Raw genomic sequence first — 17,817 nt, 5'->3', positions numbered from 1 at the left:
GATCAAATAAATTGTCAATGTTTAATCTAATCGGAATACGACCGGCAGCGTTGTAACGCAGGTAATGGCTTCACCCGTACTTCTGTCTTCTGCCGGAATAAACCGCCACTGCTGCACTGCCTCCACTGCAGCATCATCCAAGCTGTCGTCGCCACTTGAACGATATACTGAAACAAATCCCGGACGCCCACTGGCGAGTATTTGTATTTTAAGCAGTACTGTACCTTGCACTCCCTGCCGCCGGGCACTTTCGGGATACGTTGGAGTGACTTGTGACAAAATTCCAGGATGCGTATATCCCCCTGCTCCCCTGCCTGAGCCACCATTTCCGGAGCCGGTTCCGCTGCCTAAGCCGCCACTTCCTGAACCACTTCCCACTCCGTTGCCTCCGCCTGATCCACTGCCCTGACCTGAACCCCCGCTGCTCTGACCTACACCTCCCCCGCCAGATTCACTGACATTCGTCGACACTTCGGCCGAAAGTACAGACATGCTATTGGTTGCCGCCACGACACTGGGAACTTCAGAAGAGGCAGGTGCTGCCGGGTGAGGTGTAGCAATTGGCGCCACTTCTGCTGCTTTACCGGCAGGTGAACTATCTTGACTTTCTGCAAGCGGATCGTCTTGCTGCGATAAATCCAATTCCACATACTGCTCGATCGCCTCTGGCTGAACCAGGGCACGGGATGCAATCCAACCGACACTGGTTAATACCACGGCATGAACCACAAAAGATACAAGCATCGCCCGCCAGCGTTTGCTCTTTGCCATCGTCGCTATTTCTCCTTTCTTTCTGTTGCGATTGAAATGCGCTGCGCTCCAGCTAATTTCAATTCATCCAAAGCCGCCACTACTTTACCATATTCCACTTGCTTGTCTGAGCGTAGAATAAATACAATATCGTTTTGCTTATACAATTCAACTTGCGTCCGTTTTTCCAGCAATTCCAGGGAGATTTCCTCTTTATCAAATAAAATTTTTCCTTCCGCTGTCACCGTAATCGCAATGCTATGGGGTCTTTCATTTTGCGCCGACTGCGCTTGTGGCAAATGCACCGGAATGAGCTGCTGTTGCTCCACCATGTATAACGTACTCATCATAAAAAAAACCAATAGAAAAAAAATGATATCAATCATAGGAATAATCATAAGTTTTGGCTGCCGTTTCCGGCGAAGCTTACTGATGTTCATGGTTTTTCTCCTGTTTTAACTGCGCTACAAGCAAAACGCAGACTTGTTCTAAATCGGTAATGATTCGATCCAGTCGATGAGTAAAATAACTATACACAGCCATGGATAAAATGGCGACACAAAGGCCGGAAGCCGTCGCAACGAGCGCTTCTCCTACACCGCCGGTGATTGCCAGGGGCTGACCACTCTTAATATTTAACACACTAAATGAACCGATCATCCCGAGAACCGTTCCCAACAATCCCAACAGAGGTGCAACCGTAACAATGGATTCCAAATGATTTAAGTTTTCACTTAATTTGGCTACTGCAAGCGCTACTTCACCTTCAAGTACTGTTTCATAAGCCGCCAATTCCTGTTCAAAATACCTGATTCCTTTGGCAGTTACATTTGCTACAACTCCACCTGTCTGAAAACAAGCGTTTAATGCTGCTTCCCAGTCGTGTCCTTCAATCAGGGGTGTTATTTTGTCAATAAATCCGTCTTGCTTTGGTTTCATTTCCCGATAATAGAAAAACCGTTCCACTGCGATGCCAATCACGGCAAAAGAACAAAATAAAATCAGATACATTGCAAAACCGCCTTTTTGAAAAACGGCAAAACTTTGTGTAATAGACTCCATGTTTTCTCCTCCAATAAAGAATATACTTAAAAGGCCACCTGCAAATTCTTAACAATATGAATAATTGGATTTGCGCCACACACCCGGCAAGTTTTCCCAAATAACAACCGAGTGGAATCATTTTTCGGATCACAGCCAATCTGACAAACCGAATATCCGTTCTCGGCTAATGCAGCAGAAACGTTTGCCGCAGTTGTTGATTTTCCAATGCCTCCTTTTCCATAAAATGAAATTTTACGCATAACGGTTTCCTCCGTTCATTGTCTGCGCCCTCCTGTAACTTGAGCAAACCTTAGGTAATGTAATACAAAACGTTCTTATCCATTAATGTTTACAATCTTTGGAGCGATCAATTGGACACATCAAATCAAGTAGATGCTGAACATAAAGCTGCTGAATCGCTTCATTTTCGCCTAGTCCGTGAAGATAAGTGGCAACTTCAAAACCGGCTTTACTTAATTGCGATTTGACTGAAGAATCGTCATGACTCGCCAAAGCATGTTCCACTTGTTCATCCGCCATTAATAGAAAAGGCATTAACATCACTTTTTTTATACGGGCCTTTTTTAATTTGGCAATCACATGATGCAGTTCGGGAAAGCCTTCTATTGTATAAATAAAAACGTGCTTCCACCCGGTTTCTTCCATTTTAAGTTGTAAAGCAGCATAAGCTGTATTAACCGGATGAATTTTGCTATGCCCTACCAAGACAACAGCCTCCTCTCTTCCAAGTGGCGGCAGTTGCTTTTTAAGCGCCTGAATCGCATTAAGATAATCATCTGATTTGCCATTTAGCCCCATATAATAAAGCAGAGGACGACCAATCGCCACATGCTCAAATACTTTGAGTTTAGCATGTACGTAATGAGAAACTATCCATTTGATTTTTTCATATTCTTCACCTACAACAAGATGTAATGGCTGAATCAAGACTTCTTTATATTTTTCAGTCTGAAGCCGTTCCAGTGCTTCTTGTTCCGTATCCACATGAATGCCGTTTCTTTCTTCCCATGTTTTTATCACTTTGCGCGAAGTAAAAGCCCGACGCACTTCATAGTCAGGAAAAGCTTCACGTATTTTATTTTCTATACTTTCAATACTGGATTGTAATGCCTCACGATAAATCGTACCAGAACTGACAACTAAAATTGCTTTTTGCTGTAACATGATATCCTCCAATCCTCCAAAAATTCGACAATAAAAAAAACTTCCCGCAATAAAGGAAGTTTTTTTATAAGGAAAATCAAAAAATAAAAATCCCGACCATATAACTATAGTCGGGAAGGATTGATTTCTTATGTAACCCCCTCCCCATCGCTCGTGGGTAAAAATGGTGATTGCTAAACAGGCAGTTCTCCTGGCTCTGGATCATTGCTCGCCCAACCTTCCCAAAACAATTGTCTCAGTGGTATACTTGGGTTTGCTCCTCATTACAGTGGCGGGACCGCGTCGGTATTTCACCGAACTTCCCTATTAAGCCCTTGCGGGCACCTATCTCAAACATATGAAGTTTTCTAATAATTAAAACATAGCACATTTTTCCAAATAAGTCAAACACATGAAATCTTCGTTTAATGAAAATAAAAATTCCCATCAAAAGGTCAGTCGAAAAATTAAATTTCAAAAAGAAAGCCCCCGGAGGAGGGGCATCAGTTGCGGTGTCTAGGCGCAACGATGGAAACAAAATAATTGGAACTATCTAATGACTCCTTGCCAAGGCAAGGAAAAGGTTTGACAACAAAAAAATCCCGGCCACTCACAGCCAGGAAGGATTGATTTCTTCTTAAATCCCCTCCCCATCGCTCGTGGGTAAAAATGGTGATTGCTAGATAGGCAGTTCTCCTGGCTCTGGATCATCACGCGCTCAAACCTTCCCAAGACTTTAGCGTCTCAGTGGCATTTCTTGAGCTTGCTTCCCATTACAGTGGCGGGACCGCGTCGGTATTTCACCGAACTTCCCTATTAAGCCCCTAAGGGCACCTATCTCAAACATATAAAGTTTTTCGAATGCTAAAAACTATGTATTCACTATAACATGTCCCTGCAAATAAGTCAAATAAGTCAAATAAATCCATTCAATCCTCATAACTCGCTAATCATATTCCAGTTCAACTTACCCTCAGTGCAATTTACTGCAGCTATTTTTTGACGCAAAGCAGCACATAATTTCATTCCGCCTGGTTGAAAAACGGGACTTTCAAGCAATGAAAATAATTAATAAAGTCCATCAATCCCGAGTAGCCCCCAACAATATTCCTGCCATACAGCCTGACAAAAAATCAAAATAACCTGTGCTTTAGCCGTTGAAAAAGGTAAATCGGCACTACAAATTTCATCCATTCCTAACCGCCACAGCCGTTCTTCCGCTCGACTTTGACGCCAGGGAATAATTTTGCTTTCCATAGCTAGTGATTCTTTCAATGCCGTTTTCACTGCACAAGCCAAAGCTTCGCCAAACAACGACTGGGTCCCTACATCATTACAAAATACTTTAGCCGTTGGATTGGTAGCAAAAATAATCCCATCTGCTCCAGTACCCGTAGCCGGACTTAATGTACAAGAATTAATCACAGCCAGTTCCTGAAGTGCTGCACTTTTGGCTTCCGTAATGGTTAACAAGGCTTTAACCATATTCCCCTCTGCTATCTGCGCATTCGTTAAGACTAACAGATTGATAGCATCATTAAACGCACAATCACGATTACTATCCTCGCCATGCTCCCCTGCCCTCATCGCATTCGTCCCGATTACTGCTGTTGCAATGACTTCAATCAGCGTATCTTGAAAATAAAATGCACTATAGCCATGACGATCAACCTTTGTATTCGAAAGTAAACCTGTAATGCGTTCACAGTTAAAACCATTCATAACAGCAAAATTCAACAAATCATTAGATGCTTCTTCAAATGAACTAACAAATGAAGAATGTTCCGTATCAAAGTCTGCTTGGACACGACTGATACAATGATTAAAAATAGCATCTGCCATAAGAAAACCGCCATTGTAACTGGATGTACTCAAAACAAGACGTGGCTCTGGAAACTGGCAAATCAATGAATGCTTCGTCTCAATAAACAGTCCACCCGTTTTAAGCAACTGATTTTTCATTATTTTACACCTCTTTTCGACACTAATTTTACTCAAAATAAAAAGACTTCCTGATCAGCTAGAAAAGTCTCTGGACAAAATAGAAAATCCCGACTAAAATAGTCGGGAAGAAAAAGCGCTCTACTAATCCCCTTCCCATCTCTCGCAGGTCAAACGGTGACTGTTAAATAGGCAGTTCTCCTGGCTCTGGATCATCGCATTCCCAAACCTTCCCAAGACATTAGCGTCTCAGTGGCATTTTTTGGTTTGCTTCCCATTACAGTGGCGGGACCGCGCCGGTATTTCACCGGACTTCCCTATTAAGCCCCTAAAGGGCACCTATTTCCATCTATATGAAGTTTTCACATTGTTGCTTATGATTTTAAAATAGCATATATCAAAGAGCAAGTCAAATAAATCTGTGTATTTTCGTCTAAACACTTTCAGGCAAAATAAATTTCTGACCAATGAAACAAAGAAGCTCAATAAATTTTTTATACAATAGAGGACCTGACAGTATCAATCATGTCACTGTCAGGTCCTCCTATTTTAGAAACACTCCGCTTTCATCAACCTTTATTCATACTACGAAGGTTTCCCCTGTCTTAAAATCTCCAAGGCCTGCTGAATCAATTCGTCGATTACTTCAAAAACAGGTACAACACCTTGAATCTCAGGACATTCTGCTCGAAGGATTGTTTCCACGACTTCTTTCAAGGTTTGTTGGGCACCGGGACATATTGAACAGGCCCCGGTGAGTCTCACCCTAACAAATCCATCTTCTGTCGTATCTAAATACTCGATGTCACCCTCATGGCTCTGAAGGATTGGACGAATTTTTTCTTCAATAATTTGTTCGATTCTATTCATTGCATTTCCCGCCCGTCTTCATCTACACTTATTTTCACGACAGAACCTTATTTCGCTGCACCTTGATCAGTAATACCAGCAATGACCTTAGCTAATTCTTTTTTCGCCTCAATATTTCCCTGACGGGCTATCATAATCCGTTGGGCCTGCGGCGATCCCGCACCATGCATAGATTCTGTCCGATAACCTACAGCTGCCGTGCCTAACGTAATGTTTTCAATCAGCCGTAAGATGCGCATCCGCCATTCTGTCGGAATCGACGCCACACCTTTAAAGTATTTTTCAACCACTTTGCCAATAACAGGATGATTCAGATCTTTTTGCGATGGCAGCGTTACCATGAGTCCACCGGCAATATCTTCTGCTAAACGCGCAATTTCATAAGGGAACCGCGTAACATTTTGCTTACATACATTGGCAAGCAGTAAATCAATGAGATACGTCCCTGAGGCTGTTTTATGTCCTTCAGCCGAACAAGCAATGCCGCAGGCATAAAGAGTTTCATTTAAGTGCTGCATTTCAATCAGTTTATCTTTAATATGCGATGCCCGAGCTGCACCATTATAATCTGCCGCAAGAGCCGCTGCTCCAATAAGCACATCCCCTACGCCGACTTTACAGCCGCCGTAACTTTGACGATGATAACCTGCAAAACGTTCCACAAGAAGACCGCTAAATTCCGTCTCCCCAGCCATAAAGACATTTTCCCACGGAATAAAGACATGATCAAAGACCATCAAGGCTTCATGACCACCAAATTTCTTATTGCCTACATCAATCGTATCGCCTTCGAGTTTGCGCGTATCGCACGACTGCCGTCCATAAATATAGAAAATACCTTTTTCATCAGCAGGAGCACAGAAGCTGACGGCATAATCCGCATCATCTTTGCCCATGGAAATGGTCGGCATCACTAAAATCCAGTGAGAATTAATAGCTCCTGTTTGATGCGCTTTTGCACCGCAAACAACAATACCGTCTTTCCGTCTTTCTACAATATGAACAAACAAATCAGGATCAGCCTGTTTGCTTGGTGCCAAATAACGATCCCCTTTCGGATCTGTCATGGCTCCGTCCACAGTCCAGTCTTCCTGTTGCATTTGACGCAAGAATTTTTCAAAATGCTTATGATACTGAGTACCCAGCTTTTCATCCATTTCAAAAGTCACACTGTCCACAGCATTAATGGCATCCATACCGACGCAACGCTGGAAACAGGCCGCAGTTTTTTGGCCTAACAAGCGCTGCATTTTTACTTTCTTCACCAAATCAGCCGGACTTTGATGCAAATGGCAAAAACGATTTACTTTTTCGCCTGTCAAATAAGAAGTAGCTGTCATCAATTCAGCATACTCTGGATCTTGCGCTAATTCATAAGTGGCCTTGACGGAATTCATAGAAGGACGAATAATAGGATGATCGACTGGATTTTCAACAAGCTCCCCTTGCAAATAAACCTTTAAATTGAGTTTTCTTAGGCTTTCCTCATACTGTTCAGGTGTTTTTAAAGTCATAAAAATTACCCCCTCATATTTTTATTAGCTTGATAAACTAACGCCTAACTCATTGCGGTCGTTTAAAAGAAATAAAAACAAATTCCTTTAAAAATTCTTCTACAGCTTGTTTATCTAAGCGCTCTCGTTCTGAATCAGACTCTATATTACTGTCTTCTGTAACAGTCGTTGTGTTTTCTTCCGGCAGCTTACCATTTGACATGATACTTCACTCCTTTTTCGCCAATCATATAGCTATTTTTTTATACCGCTAGATTATGACAAAAAACGAATAAATTCCGAAATTTTTGTCCAAATTAATATAGCGCATGAAAGATATCGCGAATTTCATTTCGACTCAATGGGACATAATTATTGACAAGCAATCGCTGTTGTCCTGAAATAACATTGTCCGTAAACGTCTCAATTTCTTCTTCCTTCATGCCATATTCACGAAGTGGCTTGCGATTTAACAGCTGCTCAAGTAGCTCAGCTAATTTGTCGTATACGCAAGAAATATCATCCACTGCCAATATTTTGCCTAAAAATTCATTTAACTCCTTAATTTTACCGTTAGGCTGCTTATGATTATAGGTTTTAAACACTTCAATAAAAAATTGATAATTGGCTTCACCATGCGGGACATGATAATTTCCGCCAAGTGGATAGGACATAGCATGGACAGCGCCAACTCCTGTATTTGCAAAAGCAACCCCCGCCCAAGTGCTCCCAAAGGCGAAATTGGACAAAATATTCAGTCGATAATCAGGCCCTCGCTCAATAATTTGTTGATAACCTTTGATAATCGTCTCAATGGCTTTCAAGCTAAACAGTTCAGTAAACGCATTGGATTTGGGAGAAACGAATGATTCGACGCCATGAATCAAGGCATCAATGGAACTGGTAACAAAAAATTTGTACGGAAGACCTCGCACAAGTTCAGGAATGAGTACAGCATGATTCGCGTAAAGTTCATCCACGGCAAGCCCCATCTTAGTATGTTTGGACTTAATTTCAGCAATAGAAACATTCGTCACTTCGCTGCCTGTTCCGCAAGTCGTTGGGACAAGAATCAATTCCCGACTTTTGATTAAAGGAATCTTTTTTTCAAATAAGTCTAGTGCATGTTTTGCATCCTTTATTGTCAAAAGCTTTGCAATGTCAATTACTGTACCGCCGCCAATGGCAATAATCCGTTTGTATTCTTTCCCTTCCATCGCCTGGATAATCGCATCAATCATCTCATCAGATGGTTCACCTACACCATATTTTTCTTGAAACAAAAAATCCGCGTCAAGATGTAATTCCTTCAAATACGGCGTATAAAGAAACTCATGAGTTAAAATAAAATCTCCTGCTCCGATATTGAAAAACTCAGCGAATTCCTGTACGTGATTAAACTGATGAATCTGAGGTCTTACCTGAAGCATCTGCATATTCAATCTCCTCCTCTTTTATAAATTAGAGCGACCAAATTTCCTCATCCGTAGGAACCTTGGCATCTTTATTGAAATAGCCAATACGCGATATATTAATTAAGTGAGTATACGTTAGATTTTCGGAAATACTGTTGTTGCCCCATGAACCGCAACCTAAGGTTGTCGTAGGGTTGAAACCATTATAAAAACTGCCTCCGGCATTCGTGGAAGAAGGCTGATTAATCGTCAGACGACTAAATGGAAGCGCTAAACCGGCCTGAATAATGTGTTCCTTATTGTTGGAATGCACGACAGCGGAATGACCCGCACCTTCATACAATAAATTAGTTTTCGCAATATCAATCGCATCTTCAAACGTCTCATAAGCAAAGGTAATCATAACGGGACACATTTTTTCCCGGCAAAGAATATCGGCACTGCCCCTGCCTTTGGCTTTTAAAATAATGACTTGGGAACCTTCCGGTACAGGTACTCCGGCAAGATTAGCAATAAACTTAACAGACTGTCCGACGATTTTTCCGTTAATAGTACCATCAATAAACATCACTTGTCTAAATTTGTCTACTATCGCTTCATCGTCAAAATAGCAAGCACCATTTTTCACAAATAATTTCATAATCTCAGCATGTTTCTCAGCCGGTGCAATAATGCATTGCTCACCTGAACAAATAATGCCATTATCAAATTTTTTACCAGCAATAATATCCTGCGCAGCCTGGTTATCATCATAATCGCGGTCCATAATAACCTGAACATTGCCAGGACCCACACCATAGGAAGGTTTTCCGCTTGAATAGGCCGATTTCACCATGCCGGCGCCACCTGTAGCCACAACAACATCAACGGATTGCATTAATTCCTGCGTCTTTTCGATACTGGGTTCTTCAATAATCTGAATGACATTTTCCGGAGCACCCAGTTTTTTCAATTCAGCATTAATGAGCTGTACCGTGTGTGTGGAGCATTTTTTTGATCTTGGATGAGGTGCAACAATAATGGCATTACGCCCTTTCACAGCAAACATGGCATTGCACATGGGCGTAACGATGGGATTCGTCGTTGGAGTAATCGCACCAATAACCCCCTTCGGCTTTGCCACATATACGAGGCCTTTCTCTGGTTCTTCTTTAATGATGCCGACAGATTTTTTCCCTTTTAAGCTATTCCAGATTGTCCGTGACTTGCCTTTGCATTTGACTACCTTGTCTTCATAAACGCCCATTCTCGTTTCATCGACCGTTTCACGAGCCAACATTTCGGCATTGTCATAAACGACTTTGCCTATGACACGAACCAATTGATCGACTTGCTCTTGTGTATAGCCCGCAAAAATTTGCTGGGCAATTTTTGCTTTGTTAATTAATTCACTTATTGAGTACTGTTTCTCCATGTTTTATTCATTCCTTCCGCTATGTAATTTTAATTAAATCAATCCTTGCTCTGTTGCCTGGGCTAATAAGGTCGACCGAAAATCAGGATGACTCACGGCAATTAAAGCCTTGGCTCGCTCCCGCAGGCATTTGCCGCGTAAATCGGCAATACCGTACTCAGTCACAATATACTGCACATCATTACGCGATGTCGTCACAGCTGCCCCCGTATCTAACTGACACACAATACGAGAAATCTTACCATGCGAGGCTGTCGAAGGCATAGCGATAATCGCTTTGCCATTACGCGAGCGACTGGCCCCGCGAGTAAAGTCAACCTGTCCTCCCACACCGCTAAATTGTTTGGTACCAATCATCTCGGCGTTCACTTGTCCCATAAGATCGACTTGCAATGCCGAATTAATCGAAACCATATTATCGATTTGACCAATGATATAGGGATCATTGACATAATCTACCCCATACATTTCCACATCAGGATTATTATCGACAAAGTCATACAACTTGCGTGTTCCCATTAAAAAAGTGGCAACAAATTTTCCTGGGTGCAGCGTTTTCTTGCGGTTTGTCATCACACCGGCCTCGGCCAATTCAACAACACCATCAGAAAACATTTCCGAATGCAAACCCAAATCTTCTTTATCTTTTAAAAACAGCAGCACAGCATCAGGAATAGCGCCAATTCCTAATTGCAATGTTGCTCCGTTCTCAACCAAACTGGCAACATTTTTACCGATTGCTTTTTCAACATCATGAATCGGAGGCGGCTGAAGTTCCACTATAGCCTCATCTTTTTCCACAAAACAATCAATCTCACTGACATGAATTCTGTCTCCACCTGTCCACGGTAAGAACCGATTGACTTGTGCGATCACAAGTTTAGCACTTTCTGCCGCAGCTTTTGTATAATCGTCTGATACACCAAAACTGCAAAACCCATGCTCATCCGGTGGCGTTACTTGCATAAGCACAACATCGACAGATAATAGGCCATTTCGAAACAGGCGGGGAACTTCTGAAAAGAAGCAAGGTGTAAAATCGCCCCGCTTTTCTGCCACAGCCTTACGTGTCGTTGCCCCCACAAACAGCGCATTGTGGCGAAAACTTTTTTCCATACCAGGCTGAGCATACTTGGCTGATCCCATTGCAACCATATGAACAATTTCCACATTTTCCAATTCCGGTGCCCGCTCAACTAAAGCTTCGACTAAAGTAGGCGGTTCGCCACAGGCATGACCAATTACCACTCGATCACCAGACTTAACATGTTGCACCGCTTGCTGAGCTGACATGCATCTACTCTGATAACTAGGTCTCCAATCATTCAAAATAAATCCTCTCCTTTTTGTAATTTGTTGTTCGTTAAACAAAATTTCTGATTCTATAGATCCCTAAGCTAGACAATGAGGGTTATTAACGTGAAAGGGTTAAACCTTCCATATCCCCCTCATTATCGCTCTCGGGTAAAAAGAGAAATATTATAAAAAAAACATCTTCTGGCCTTCAAACCAGGAGATGTTTTTAATATCTAAAAACATCTATCCCAGTATCAATAATACTGGGATAGAATAAGTACAATAAAAAGCTATTGTACAAATCTCCTCCCCATCTCTCGCAGGTCAAACGGCGACTGTTAAATAGGCAGTTCTCCTGGCTCTGGATCATCGCTTCCTCAAACCTTCCCAAGACAATTCGTCTCAGTGGCATTTCTTGAGTTTGCTTCCCATTACAGTGGCGGGACCGCGCCGGTATTTCACCGGACTTCCCTATTAAGCCCCTCAGGGCACCTATTTCCATCGTTATGAAATTTTTATTAGACAAAATTTTTAATTACATAAAATTCCTAAGCTAGACAATGAAGGTATCAACATGAAAGGGTAAAGCCTTCCACATCCCCCTCATTATCGCTCTCGGATAAAGAGAAAAACATTATAAAAAAAACATCTTCCGGCTATCCAGGAGATGTTTTTAATAACTAAAAACATAAATCCCAGTATCAACGATACTGGGATAAAATAAGTACAATAAAAAAGCTATCGTACCAATCTCCTCCCCATCTCTCGCAGGTCAAACGGCGACTGTTAAATAGGCAGTTCTCCTGGCTCTGGATCATCGCTTCCTCAAACCTTCCCAAGACAATTCGTCTCAGTGGCATTTTTTGAGTTTGCTTCCCATTACAGTGGCGGGACCGCGCCGGTATTTTACCGGACTTCCCTATTAAGCCCCTAAGGGCACCTATTTCCATCGTTATGAAATTTTTATTAAATTAATAAATTTTCTTGTTATTATTCTAACACAGATAAATTTATCCGTCAAAAGAATTTAACCATGAGAATCATGTTTCATTTCAGTTTGGCATATGACGCACTTACTAATACATATACTCCTTTATCTGTAGTTATTTTCCATTGAGGAGGCTACTCATGCATAAATTAACTCCTGCAAGTTCTTGGCAACTACTCTTTTCTTATTGGTACTCGAAAGAAGCCCTCTTAGCATGGGGATTATTGTTAGTAACGATTCTGCTTATTCTTGGCATAGTAACCATTTATTTTTATCCGAACATAGCAATTCCCAATGAAGTTACAAGCAAAGGATGCGGCGGCACTTGCACTTCCCATCCGAACGCCTGGCTAAAAGCGGTGTATTAATGTATGCCCACATAACATCACCTTACCACGCAGCGACCGAACCCTTGAGTTAACCCAGCTTGCTGCCGCACTAAAAAATAATCAATAAAAATCCCGCGATACATCTTCTGGGCTAAAATCATTATTTTTGGCTTTCTAATTTTTTAAGTATATCTTGTAGTGCGGTAGTTAAACCAGCTGATAATTCAGACACAACCGTTGTTTCGATATCGGTTAACAGCATCACCTCAATGGGTCTCGAATTTTGGTCACAAAAAAGCTGGACAAGGTTTTTTCTTCCGACTCCAAATGAGCAATAATCTTGTTTACTGCTGCCGGCGCAGCGGCTTTGACAATCGTGTCTATTTGTGTGAGTAGAAGAGCTACTACGGAATTAAGCGTAAAATTTATCGTCAATGCAATGGCACCTATTTCCATCTATATGAAATTTTAAATTTATTACTTATGATTTTTAAATAGCATATATTAAAGAACAAGTCAAATAAATCTGATAATATTTTGTGATAATATTTTCGTCTAAAAACACTTTCAGGCAAGATAAATTTCTGATCAACGAAACAAATAAGTTCAATAAATTTTTTTATATAATAAAGGACCTGGCAGTATCAATCATGTCACTGTCAGGTCCTCCTATTTTAGAAACACTTCGCTTCATCATACTATATTCCCCTGTCTTAAAATATGCAAGGCCTGCTGAATCAAGTCTTCACTTACTTCAAAAACAGGCACAACGCATTGAATGTACGGACACTCTGCTCGAAAAAATTTTTTCACGACTTCTTTCAAGGTTTAAGGAATCGTTTTTTCAAATAAGTCTAGTGCATGTTTAACATCCTTTATTATCAATAGCTTTGCAATATCAATTACTGTACCGTCGCCAATGGCAATAATTCGTTTGCATTCTTTCTCTTCCATCGCCTGAATAATAGCATCAATCATCTCATCAGACGGTTCACCTACACCTTATTTTTCTTGAAACAAAAAATCTACATTAAAATGCAATTCCTGCAAATATGGCGTGTACAAAAACTCATGAGTTAAAATTAAATCTCCTGCTCCGCTTTTGAAGAACTCGGCAAATTCCTGTACGTGATTACTGATGAATCTGAGGTCTTACCTGAAGCCTCTGCATCATCAAGCTCCTCCTCTGTTATGAATAGAGCGACCAAATTTCGTCATCCGTAGGAACCTTGGCATCTTTATTGAAATAGCCAATACGCGATATGTTAATTAAGTGAGTGTAAGTCAGGTTTTCTGAAATACTGTTATTGCCCCATGAACCGCAGCCTAAAGTTGTACTAGGATTGAACCCATTATAAAAACTACCTCCGGTATTAGTAGCAGAAGACTGATTAATCGTCAGACGACTAAATGGAAGCGCCAAACCGGCCTGAATAATGTGTTCCTTATTGTTGGAATGCACGACAGCTGTATGACCAGCACCTTCATACACTAAATTTGTTTTCGCAATATCAAGAGCATCTTCAAATTTCTCATACGCAAAGGTAACCATAACAGGACACATTTTTTCCCGGCAAAGAATATCGGCACTGCCCTTGCCTTTGGCTTTTAAAATAATGACTTTGGCCCCTTCAGGTACAGGTACTCCCGCGAGATTGGCAATAAATTGAACAGACTGTCCGACAATTTTTTTGTTAATGCTTCCATCTATAAACATGGCTTGTCTAAATTTATCCACTATCGCTTCATCGTCAAAATAGCAAGCACCATTTTTCACAAACAATCTCATAATCTCAGCATGTTTTTCAGCCGGTGCAATAATACATTGCTCACATGTACAAAGGATGCCATTATCAAATTTTCTACCAGCAATAATATCCTTCACAGCCTGGTTATCATCATAATCTCGGTCCATAATAACCTGAACATTACCAGGACCCACACCATAAGAAGGTTTTCCGCTTGAATAGGCCGATTTCACCATGCCAGTACCGCCTGTAGCCACAACGACATCGACGGATTGCATTAATTCCTGCGTCTTTTCGATACTCGGTTCTTCAATAATCTGAATCAAATTTTCTGGAGCACCCAATTTTTTCAATTCAACATTGATGAGTTGTATCATGTGAGTGGAGCATTTTTTCGATCTTGGATGAGGTGCAACAATAATCGTATCACGCCCTTTAACAGCAAACATGGCATTGCACATGGACGTAACAATTGGATTCGTCGTCGGAGTAATCGCACCAATAACACCCTTCGGTTTTGCCACATATACAAGGCCTTTTTCTGGTTCTTCTTTAATGATACCAACAGATTTTTTCCCTTTCAAACTATTCCAGACTGTTCGTGAATTGCCTTTACATTTGTCTATCTTGTCTTTATAAACGCCCATTCTCGTTTCATCTACCGTTTCACGGGCTAACATCTCGGCATTGTCATAAACGACTTTGCCTATGACACGAACCAATTGATCGACTTGTACTTGTGTGTAACCCGCCAGAATTTGTTGAGCAATTTTTGATTTGTTAATTATTTCACTTACTGAGTACTGTTTATCCATGTTTTTCTTATTCCTCCCACTATCTAATTTTGTCTTAAATCAAGTCTTGCTCTGTTGCCTGGGCTAATAAGGATGACCGAAAATCAGGATGACTCACGGCAATTAAAGCCTTGGCTCGCTCTCGCAGGCATTTGCCTCGTAAATCGGCAATACCAGTCACAATATACTGCACCTCATTACGGGATGTCGTCACAGCTACCCTTGTATCATGCATCTACTCTGATAACTAGCTAGGTCTCCAACCATTCAAAATAAATCCTCTCCTTTTTGTTATTTGCTTACCATTAAACAAAATTCTTGATTATATAGATCCCTAAGCTAGACAATGAAAGTATCAACGTGAAAGGGTAAGAGCTTCCATATCTTCCTCATTATCGCTCAGGTAAAGAAAAAATATTATAAAAAAAACATCTTCCGGCCATCAAACCAGGAGATGTTTTTAATATCTAAAAAATATAAATCCCAGTATCAACGATACTGGGATAAAATCAATACAATAAAAAAGCTATCGTACAAATCTCCTCCCCATCTCTCGCAGGTCAAACGGTGACTGTTAAATAGGCAGTTCTCTTGGCTCTGGATCATCACGACTCAAACCTGCCAAGAATTTAGCGTCTTAGTGACATTTCTGAGTTTGCTTCCCATTACAGTGGCGGGACCGCGCCGATATTTCACCGGACTTCCCTATTAAGCCCCTAAGGGCACCTATTCATCTATGAAATTTTATCAAATTAATATTTATTACCATTTATTGTAACACAAATAAATCTATCCGTCAAAAAAATTTAACCATGAAAGCAGTTGTGTCGTAACAGGAAAGCCTTGGGAACTAGGTGGTTCACTGGGAAGAACATAAGCGACTGGACGAGGCGTGATGTTATCGGCATTGAGTACATTAGAAAAGCTAGGATTAAAAACACAAGACATGACGGTTGCCGTACAAGGTTTTGGCAATGTTGGCAGTATGGGAGCCAAGTTACTGCAAGAGCAAGGATTTAAAATTGTTGCTCTTGGTGATGCTTTTGTCTCCTTATATAAAAAAGATGGAATTAATGTCAAAGCCGCCATCGAATATGCGAATAACAATAAAAAATCACTCCGAGGCTACACCGAAGAAGACCTGCAAAGCATATCCAATAAAGATTTACTGGCTCTTAATGTGGACATTTTATTTTTAGCAGCCTTAGAAAATCAGTTAAGAAAAAATAATGCCAATAATGTCCGTGCTAAAATTGTCGTCGAGGGTGCCAACGGTCCAACGAGCAAAGATGCCGATAAGATTCTAGAAAATAAAGGAATCATTATCGTTCCGGATATTTTAGCCAATGCCGGCGGCGTCGTTGTCTCTTATTTTGAATGGGTTCAAAACGGACAATCTTTTATGTGGGACGAACAATATGTAACTACCACGCTGAAAAGAATTATGAAAAAAGCCTTTACAGATGTATGGAATGTTCATATTGAAAAGAAAGTTCCCTTAAGAATGGCGGCTTATATGGTAGCACTCAATCGGATTGTTCAAGCAAAAAAACTTCGTTGTATTTTCCACTAATAGAACACACCCATTTTATAGAATAAAACACGGTATAAAGAGGAGTGAATTCACTCCCCTTTATTTTTTTATCTACAACATAGAAATAAAATTTTTAGCAGCAGAAGAAATGGTATGATTTTTTTTCCAAATAACCGCACTCGTAACAGCAACACCAGGATTAATAATTTCTTTAAAATCCAATGAGAATTTGGCCAAAAGATTTTTAGTCGAACTCGGTATTAAAGCAATCCCAATTCCTGCATTTGCCCAAAATAGCAATGGCATAATATCATCACTAAGACAGAAGATATAAGGATCAAAACCAGCCTGTTGACAATACTCTCGAATCATAGGTTCATCGCGTCGAAGCATCATCAATGGCCGATCACTCAGTTCTTTTAAACAAATCGTCTTTGAATCATTACTGCCTATTTCCAGTGCAGCAGCCACCAATGTTTGATCAGGTAAAGCAACATAATCATATCGACTCACGTCATGGGGAAACCGCACGATACCCAATTCGATAATATTCAAATTTAGTAATTCTAACAATTTCTTTGTCTCACGATGCCATAACTGAAAGGTAATACTAGGAAAATCGAGATGAAATTTTTGGATTTTATTAAGTAAATAAGATTCCGCTGTAGAAATTGTACCTATCTTTAAATGGCCTTTCACCCCCTCTTTCACTTCTTGTAATTCATTCATTGTTAATTTGACTAATTCCACCATTTGTTCTGCTCGATCACGCAAGGCCTTACCTGCCTCTGTTAGTCGAATATTTCTGTTACCTCTTTCAAGTAATTGAATCCCCAGTTCTCTTTCCAGTAATTGAATTTGTTGACTGAGGGGAGGTTGCGTAATATGAAGCCTTTGAGCAGCCTTCGTAATTTGGCCTTCTTCAGCAACAACCAGAAAATATTTCAATTGTCTAATGTCCATGTCAAACCACCTGATCCATTCTCTGCTATATGATAGGCGAATATCAAATAGTCAAAATAAATATTTTTAATATC

15 protein-coding genes, 3 pseudogenes and 6 riboswitches are annotated in these 17,817 nt (G+C 40.7%); of the genes and pseudogenes, 2 read left to right on the top strand and 16 right to left on the bottom strand.

Annotated elements, in window-relative coordinates:
* Positions 1-21 precede the first annotated feature (21 nt).
* The 12 genes and pseudogenes from Ga0466249_RS06720 to Ga0466249_RS06665 form a co-directional block, all read right to left on the bottom strand.
* Positions 22-771, bottom strand: coding sequence for an energy transducer TonB (locus tag Ga0466249_RS06720; protein WP_215828676.1), 750 nt, complete (start codon positions 769-771; stop codon positions 22-24).
* A 5-nt stretch (positions 772-776) separates the two neighbouring features.
* The gene (locus Ga0466249_RS06715; protein WP_215828675.1) at positions 777-1,190 is read right to left on the bottom strand and encodes an ExbD/TolR family protein; all 414 of its coding nucleotides are present in this window, start codon (positions 1,188-1,190) and stop codon (positions 777-779) included.
* A complete protein-coding gene (locus tag Ga0466249_RS06710) occupies positions 1,177-1,812 on the bottom strand; it encodes a MotA/TolQ/ExbB proton channel family protein (protein ID WP_215828674.1) in 636 nt (211 codons plus the stop codon). Before Ga0466249_RS06710 ends, Ga0466249_RS06715 begins: the two co-directional genes overlap by 14 nt.
* A gap of 92 nt (positions 1,813-1,904) precedes the next feature.
* Positions 1,905-2,054: pseudogene (locus Ga0466249_RS06705) on the bottom strand (nucleotide-binding protein); the annotation flags it as partial.
* Between the two features lie 82 nt (positions 2,055-2,136).
* A complete protein-coding gene (locus Ga0466249_RS06700; protein ID WP_215828672.1) occupies positions 2,137-2,979 on the bottom strand; it encodes a sirohydrochlorin cobaltochelatase in 843 nt (280 codons plus the stop codon).
* Positions 2,980-3,142: 163 nt separating this feature from the next.
* A riboswitch (cobalamin riboswitch) is annotated at positions 3,143-3,322 on the bottom strand.
* Positions 3,323-3,627: 305 nt separating this feature from the next.
* A riboswitch (cobalamin riboswitch) is annotated at positions 3,628-3,811 on the bottom strand.
* A 215-nt stretch (positions 3,812-4,026) separates the two neighbouring features.
* Positions 4,027-4,920 carry an adenosylcobinamide amidohydrolase gene (locus Ga0466249_RS06695; RefSeq protein ID WP_215828671.1) on the bottom strand — a complete coding sequence of 298 codons (894 nt, stop codon included), beginning with the start codon at positions 4,918-4,920 and terminating at the stop codon, positions 4,027-4,029.
* A gap of 153 nt (positions 4,921-5,073) precedes the next feature.
* A riboswitch (cobalamin riboswitch) is annotated at positions 5,074-5,257 on the bottom strand.
* 227 nt (positions 5,258-5,484) lie between these two features.
* Complete coding sequence (locus tag Ga0466249_RS06690; protein ID WP_215828670.1) at positions 5,485-5,769, bottom strand: NifU family protein; 285 nt, start codon at positions 5,767-5,769, stop codon at positions 5,485-5,487.
* A gap of 47 nt (positions 5,770-5,816) precedes the next feature.
* Positions 5,817-7,283 carry a 4-hydroxyphenylacetate 3-hydroxylase family protein gene (locus tag Ga0466249_RS06685; RefSeq protein WP_215828669.1) on the bottom strand — a complete coding sequence of 489 codons (1,467 nt, stop codon included), beginning with the start codon at positions 7,281-7,283 and terminating at the stop codon, positions 5,817-5,819.
* A gap of 49 nt (positions 7,284-7,332) precedes the next feature.
* Positions 7,333-7,485 (bottom strand): hypothetical protein, encoded by a 153-nt coding sequence (locus Ga0466249_RS06680; protein ID WP_215828668.1) that lies wholly within the window; start codon positions 7,483-7,485, stop codon positions 7,333-7,335.
* 94 nt (positions 7,486-7,579) lie between these two features.
* Positions 7,580-8,698 (bottom strand): 4-hydroxybutyrate dehydrogenase, encoded by a 1,119-nt coding sequence (locus tag Ga0466249_RS06675; protein ID WP_215828667.1) that lies wholly within the window; start codon positions 8,696-8,698, stop codon positions 7,580-7,582.
* 25 nt (positions 8,699-8,723) lie between these two features.
* Complete coding sequence (locus Ga0466249_RS06670) at positions 8,724-10,091, bottom strand: aldehyde dehydrogenase family protein (protein WP_215828666.1); 1,368 nt, start codon at positions 10,089-10,091, stop codon at positions 8,724-8,726.
* Between the two features lie 33 nt (positions 10,092-10,124).
* On the bottom strand, positions 10,125-11,420 hold the full coding sequence (locus tag Ga0466249_RS06665) for an acetyl-CoA hydrolase/transferase family protein (protein ID WP_215828665.1): 1,296 nt from the start codon (positions 11,418-11,420) through the stop codon (positions 10,125-10,127).
* A gap of 295 nt (positions 11,421-11,715) precedes the next feature.
* Positions 11,716-11,898, bottom strand: a riboswitch (cobalamin riboswitch).
* A 265-nt stretch (positions 11,899-12,163) separates the two neighbouring features.
* Positions 12,164-12,346, bottom strand: a riboswitch (cobalamin riboswitch).
* 169 nt (positions 12,347-12,515) lie between these two features.
* On the opposite strand from Ga0466249_RS06665, the gene Ga0466249_RS06660 reads away from it, so the two are divergent.
* The gene (locus Ga0466249_RS06660; RefSeq protein ID WP_215828664.1) at positions 12,516-12,743 is read left to right on the top strand and encodes a hypothetical protein; all 228 of its coding nucleotides are present in this window, start codon (positions 12,516-12,518) and stop codon (positions 12,741-12,743) included.
* A 789-nt stretch (positions 12,744-13,532) separates the two neighbouring features.
* On the opposite strand, the pseudogene Ga0466249_RS06655 reads toward Ga0466249_RS06660, so the two are convergent.
* The 3 genes and pseudogenes from Ga0466249_RS06655 to Ga0466249_RS06645 all read right to left on the bottom strand — a co-directional run.
* A pseudogene (locus Ga0466249_RS06655) lies at positions 13,533-13,688 on the bottom strand (iron-containing alcohol dehydrogenase); the annotation flags it as partial.
* 205 nt (positions 13,689-13,893) lie between these two features.
* The gene (locus Ga0466249_RS06650; protein ID WP_215828662.1) at positions 13,894-15,267 is read right to left on the bottom strand and encodes an aldehyde dehydrogenase family protein; all 1,374 of its coding nucleotides are present in this window, start codon (positions 15,265-15,267) and stop codon (positions 13,894-13,896) included.
* A gap of 34 nt (positions 15,268-15,301) precedes the next feature.
* On the bottom strand, positions 15,302-15,481 hold the full coding sequence (locus tag Ga0466249_RS06645; protein WP_215828661.1) for an acetyl-CoA hydrolase/transferase C-terminal domain-containing protein: 180 nt from the start codon (positions 15,479-15,481) through the stop codon (positions 15,302-15,304).
* A gap of 329 nt (positions 15,482-15,810) precedes the next feature.
* Positions 15,811-15,991, bottom strand: a riboswitch (cobalamin riboswitch).
* A 144-nt stretch (positions 15,992-16,135) separates the two neighbouring features.
* Between Ga0466249_RS06645 and Ga0466249_RS06640 the strand changes: the two are divergent.
* Positions 16,136-16,819: pseudogene (locus Ga0466249_RS06640) on the top strand (Glu/Leu/Phe/Val family dehydrogenase); the annotation flags it as partial.
* Positions 16,820-16,891: 72 nt separating this feature from the next.
* Here the strand turns inward: Ga0466249_RS06640 and Ga0466249_RS06635 are convergent.
* Positions 16,892-17,743, bottom strand: coding sequence for a LysR family transcriptional regulator (locus tag Ga0466249_RS06635; RefSeq protein ID WP_215828659.1), 852 nt, complete (start codon positions 17,741-17,743; stop codon positions 16,892-16,894).
* Positions 17,744-17,817: the final 74 nt, after the last annotated feature.

The sequence above is a fragment of the Pelorhabdus rhamnosifermentans genome (assembly GCF_018835585.1).
Taxonomy (GTDB): domain Bacteria; phylum Bacillota; class Negativicutes; order UMGS1260; family UMGS1260; genus Pelorhabdus; species Pelorhabdus rhamnosifermentans.
Note: the sequence above shows the minus strand (reverse complement) of the source record. Positions and strands in the feature narration are given on the sequence as shown.

Bases quoted from the DNA above. Each gene is read 5' to 3' on its own strand.
- Ga0466249_RS06670 (WP_215828666.1), bottom strand. From the start codon at position 10,091: ATGGAGAAACAGTACTCAATAAGTGAATTAATTAACAAAGCAAAAATT.
- Ga0466249_RS06690 (WP_215828670.1), bottom strand. From the start codon at position 5,769: ATGAATAGAATCGAACAAATTATTGAAGAAAAAATTCGTCCAATCCTT.
- Ga0466249_RS06695 (WP_215828671.1), bottom strand. From the start codon at position 4,920: ATGAAAAATCAGTTGCTTAAAACGGGTGGACTGTTTATTGAGACGAAG.
- Ga0466249_RS06710 (WP_215828674.1), bottom strand. From the start codon at position 1,812: ATGGAGTCTATTACACAAAGTTTTGCCGTTTTTCAAAAAGGCGGTTTT.
- Ga0466249_RS06650 (WP_215828662.1), bottom strand. From the start codon at position 15,267: ATGGATAAACAGTACTCAGTAAGTGAAATAATTAACAAATCAAAAATT.
- Ga0466249_RS06685 (WP_215828669.1), bottom strand. From the start codon at position 7,283: ATGACTTTAAAAACACCTGAACAGTATGAGGAAAGCCTAAGAAAACTC.
- Ga0466249_RS06675 (WP_215828667.1), bottom strand. From the start codon at position 8,698: ATGCAGATGCTTCAGGTAAGACCTCAGATTCATCAGTTTAATCACGTA.
- Ga0466249_RS06660 (WP_215828664.1), top strand. From the start codon at position 12,516: ATGCATAAATTAACTCCTGCAAGTTCTTGGCAACTACTCTTTTCTTAT.
- Ga0466249_RS06715 (WP_215828675.1), bottom strand. From the start codon at position 1,190: ATGAACATCAGTAAGCTTCGCCGGAAACGGCAGCCAAAACTTATGATT.
- Ga0466249_RS06720 (WP_215828676.1), bottom strand. From the start codon at position 771: ATGGCAAAGAGCAAACGCTGGCGGGCGATGCTTGTATCTTTTGTGGTT.
- Ga0466249_RS06680 (WP_215828668.1), bottom strand. From the start codon at position 7,485: ATGTCAAATGGTAAGCTGCCGGAAGAAAACACAACGACTGTTACAGAA.
- Ga0466249_RS06645 (WP_215828661.1), bottom strand. From the start codon at position 15,481: ATGCATGATACAAGGGTAGCTGTGACGACATCCCGTAATGAGGTGCAG.
- Ga0466249_RS06635 (WP_215828659.1), bottom strand. From the start codon at position 17,743: ATGGACATTAGACAATTGAAATATTTTCTGGTTGTTGCTGAAGAAGGC.
- Ga0466249_RS06700 (WP_215828672.1), bottom strand. From the start codon at position 2,979: ATGTTACAGCAAAAAGCAATTTTAGTTGTCAGTTCTGGTACGATTTAT.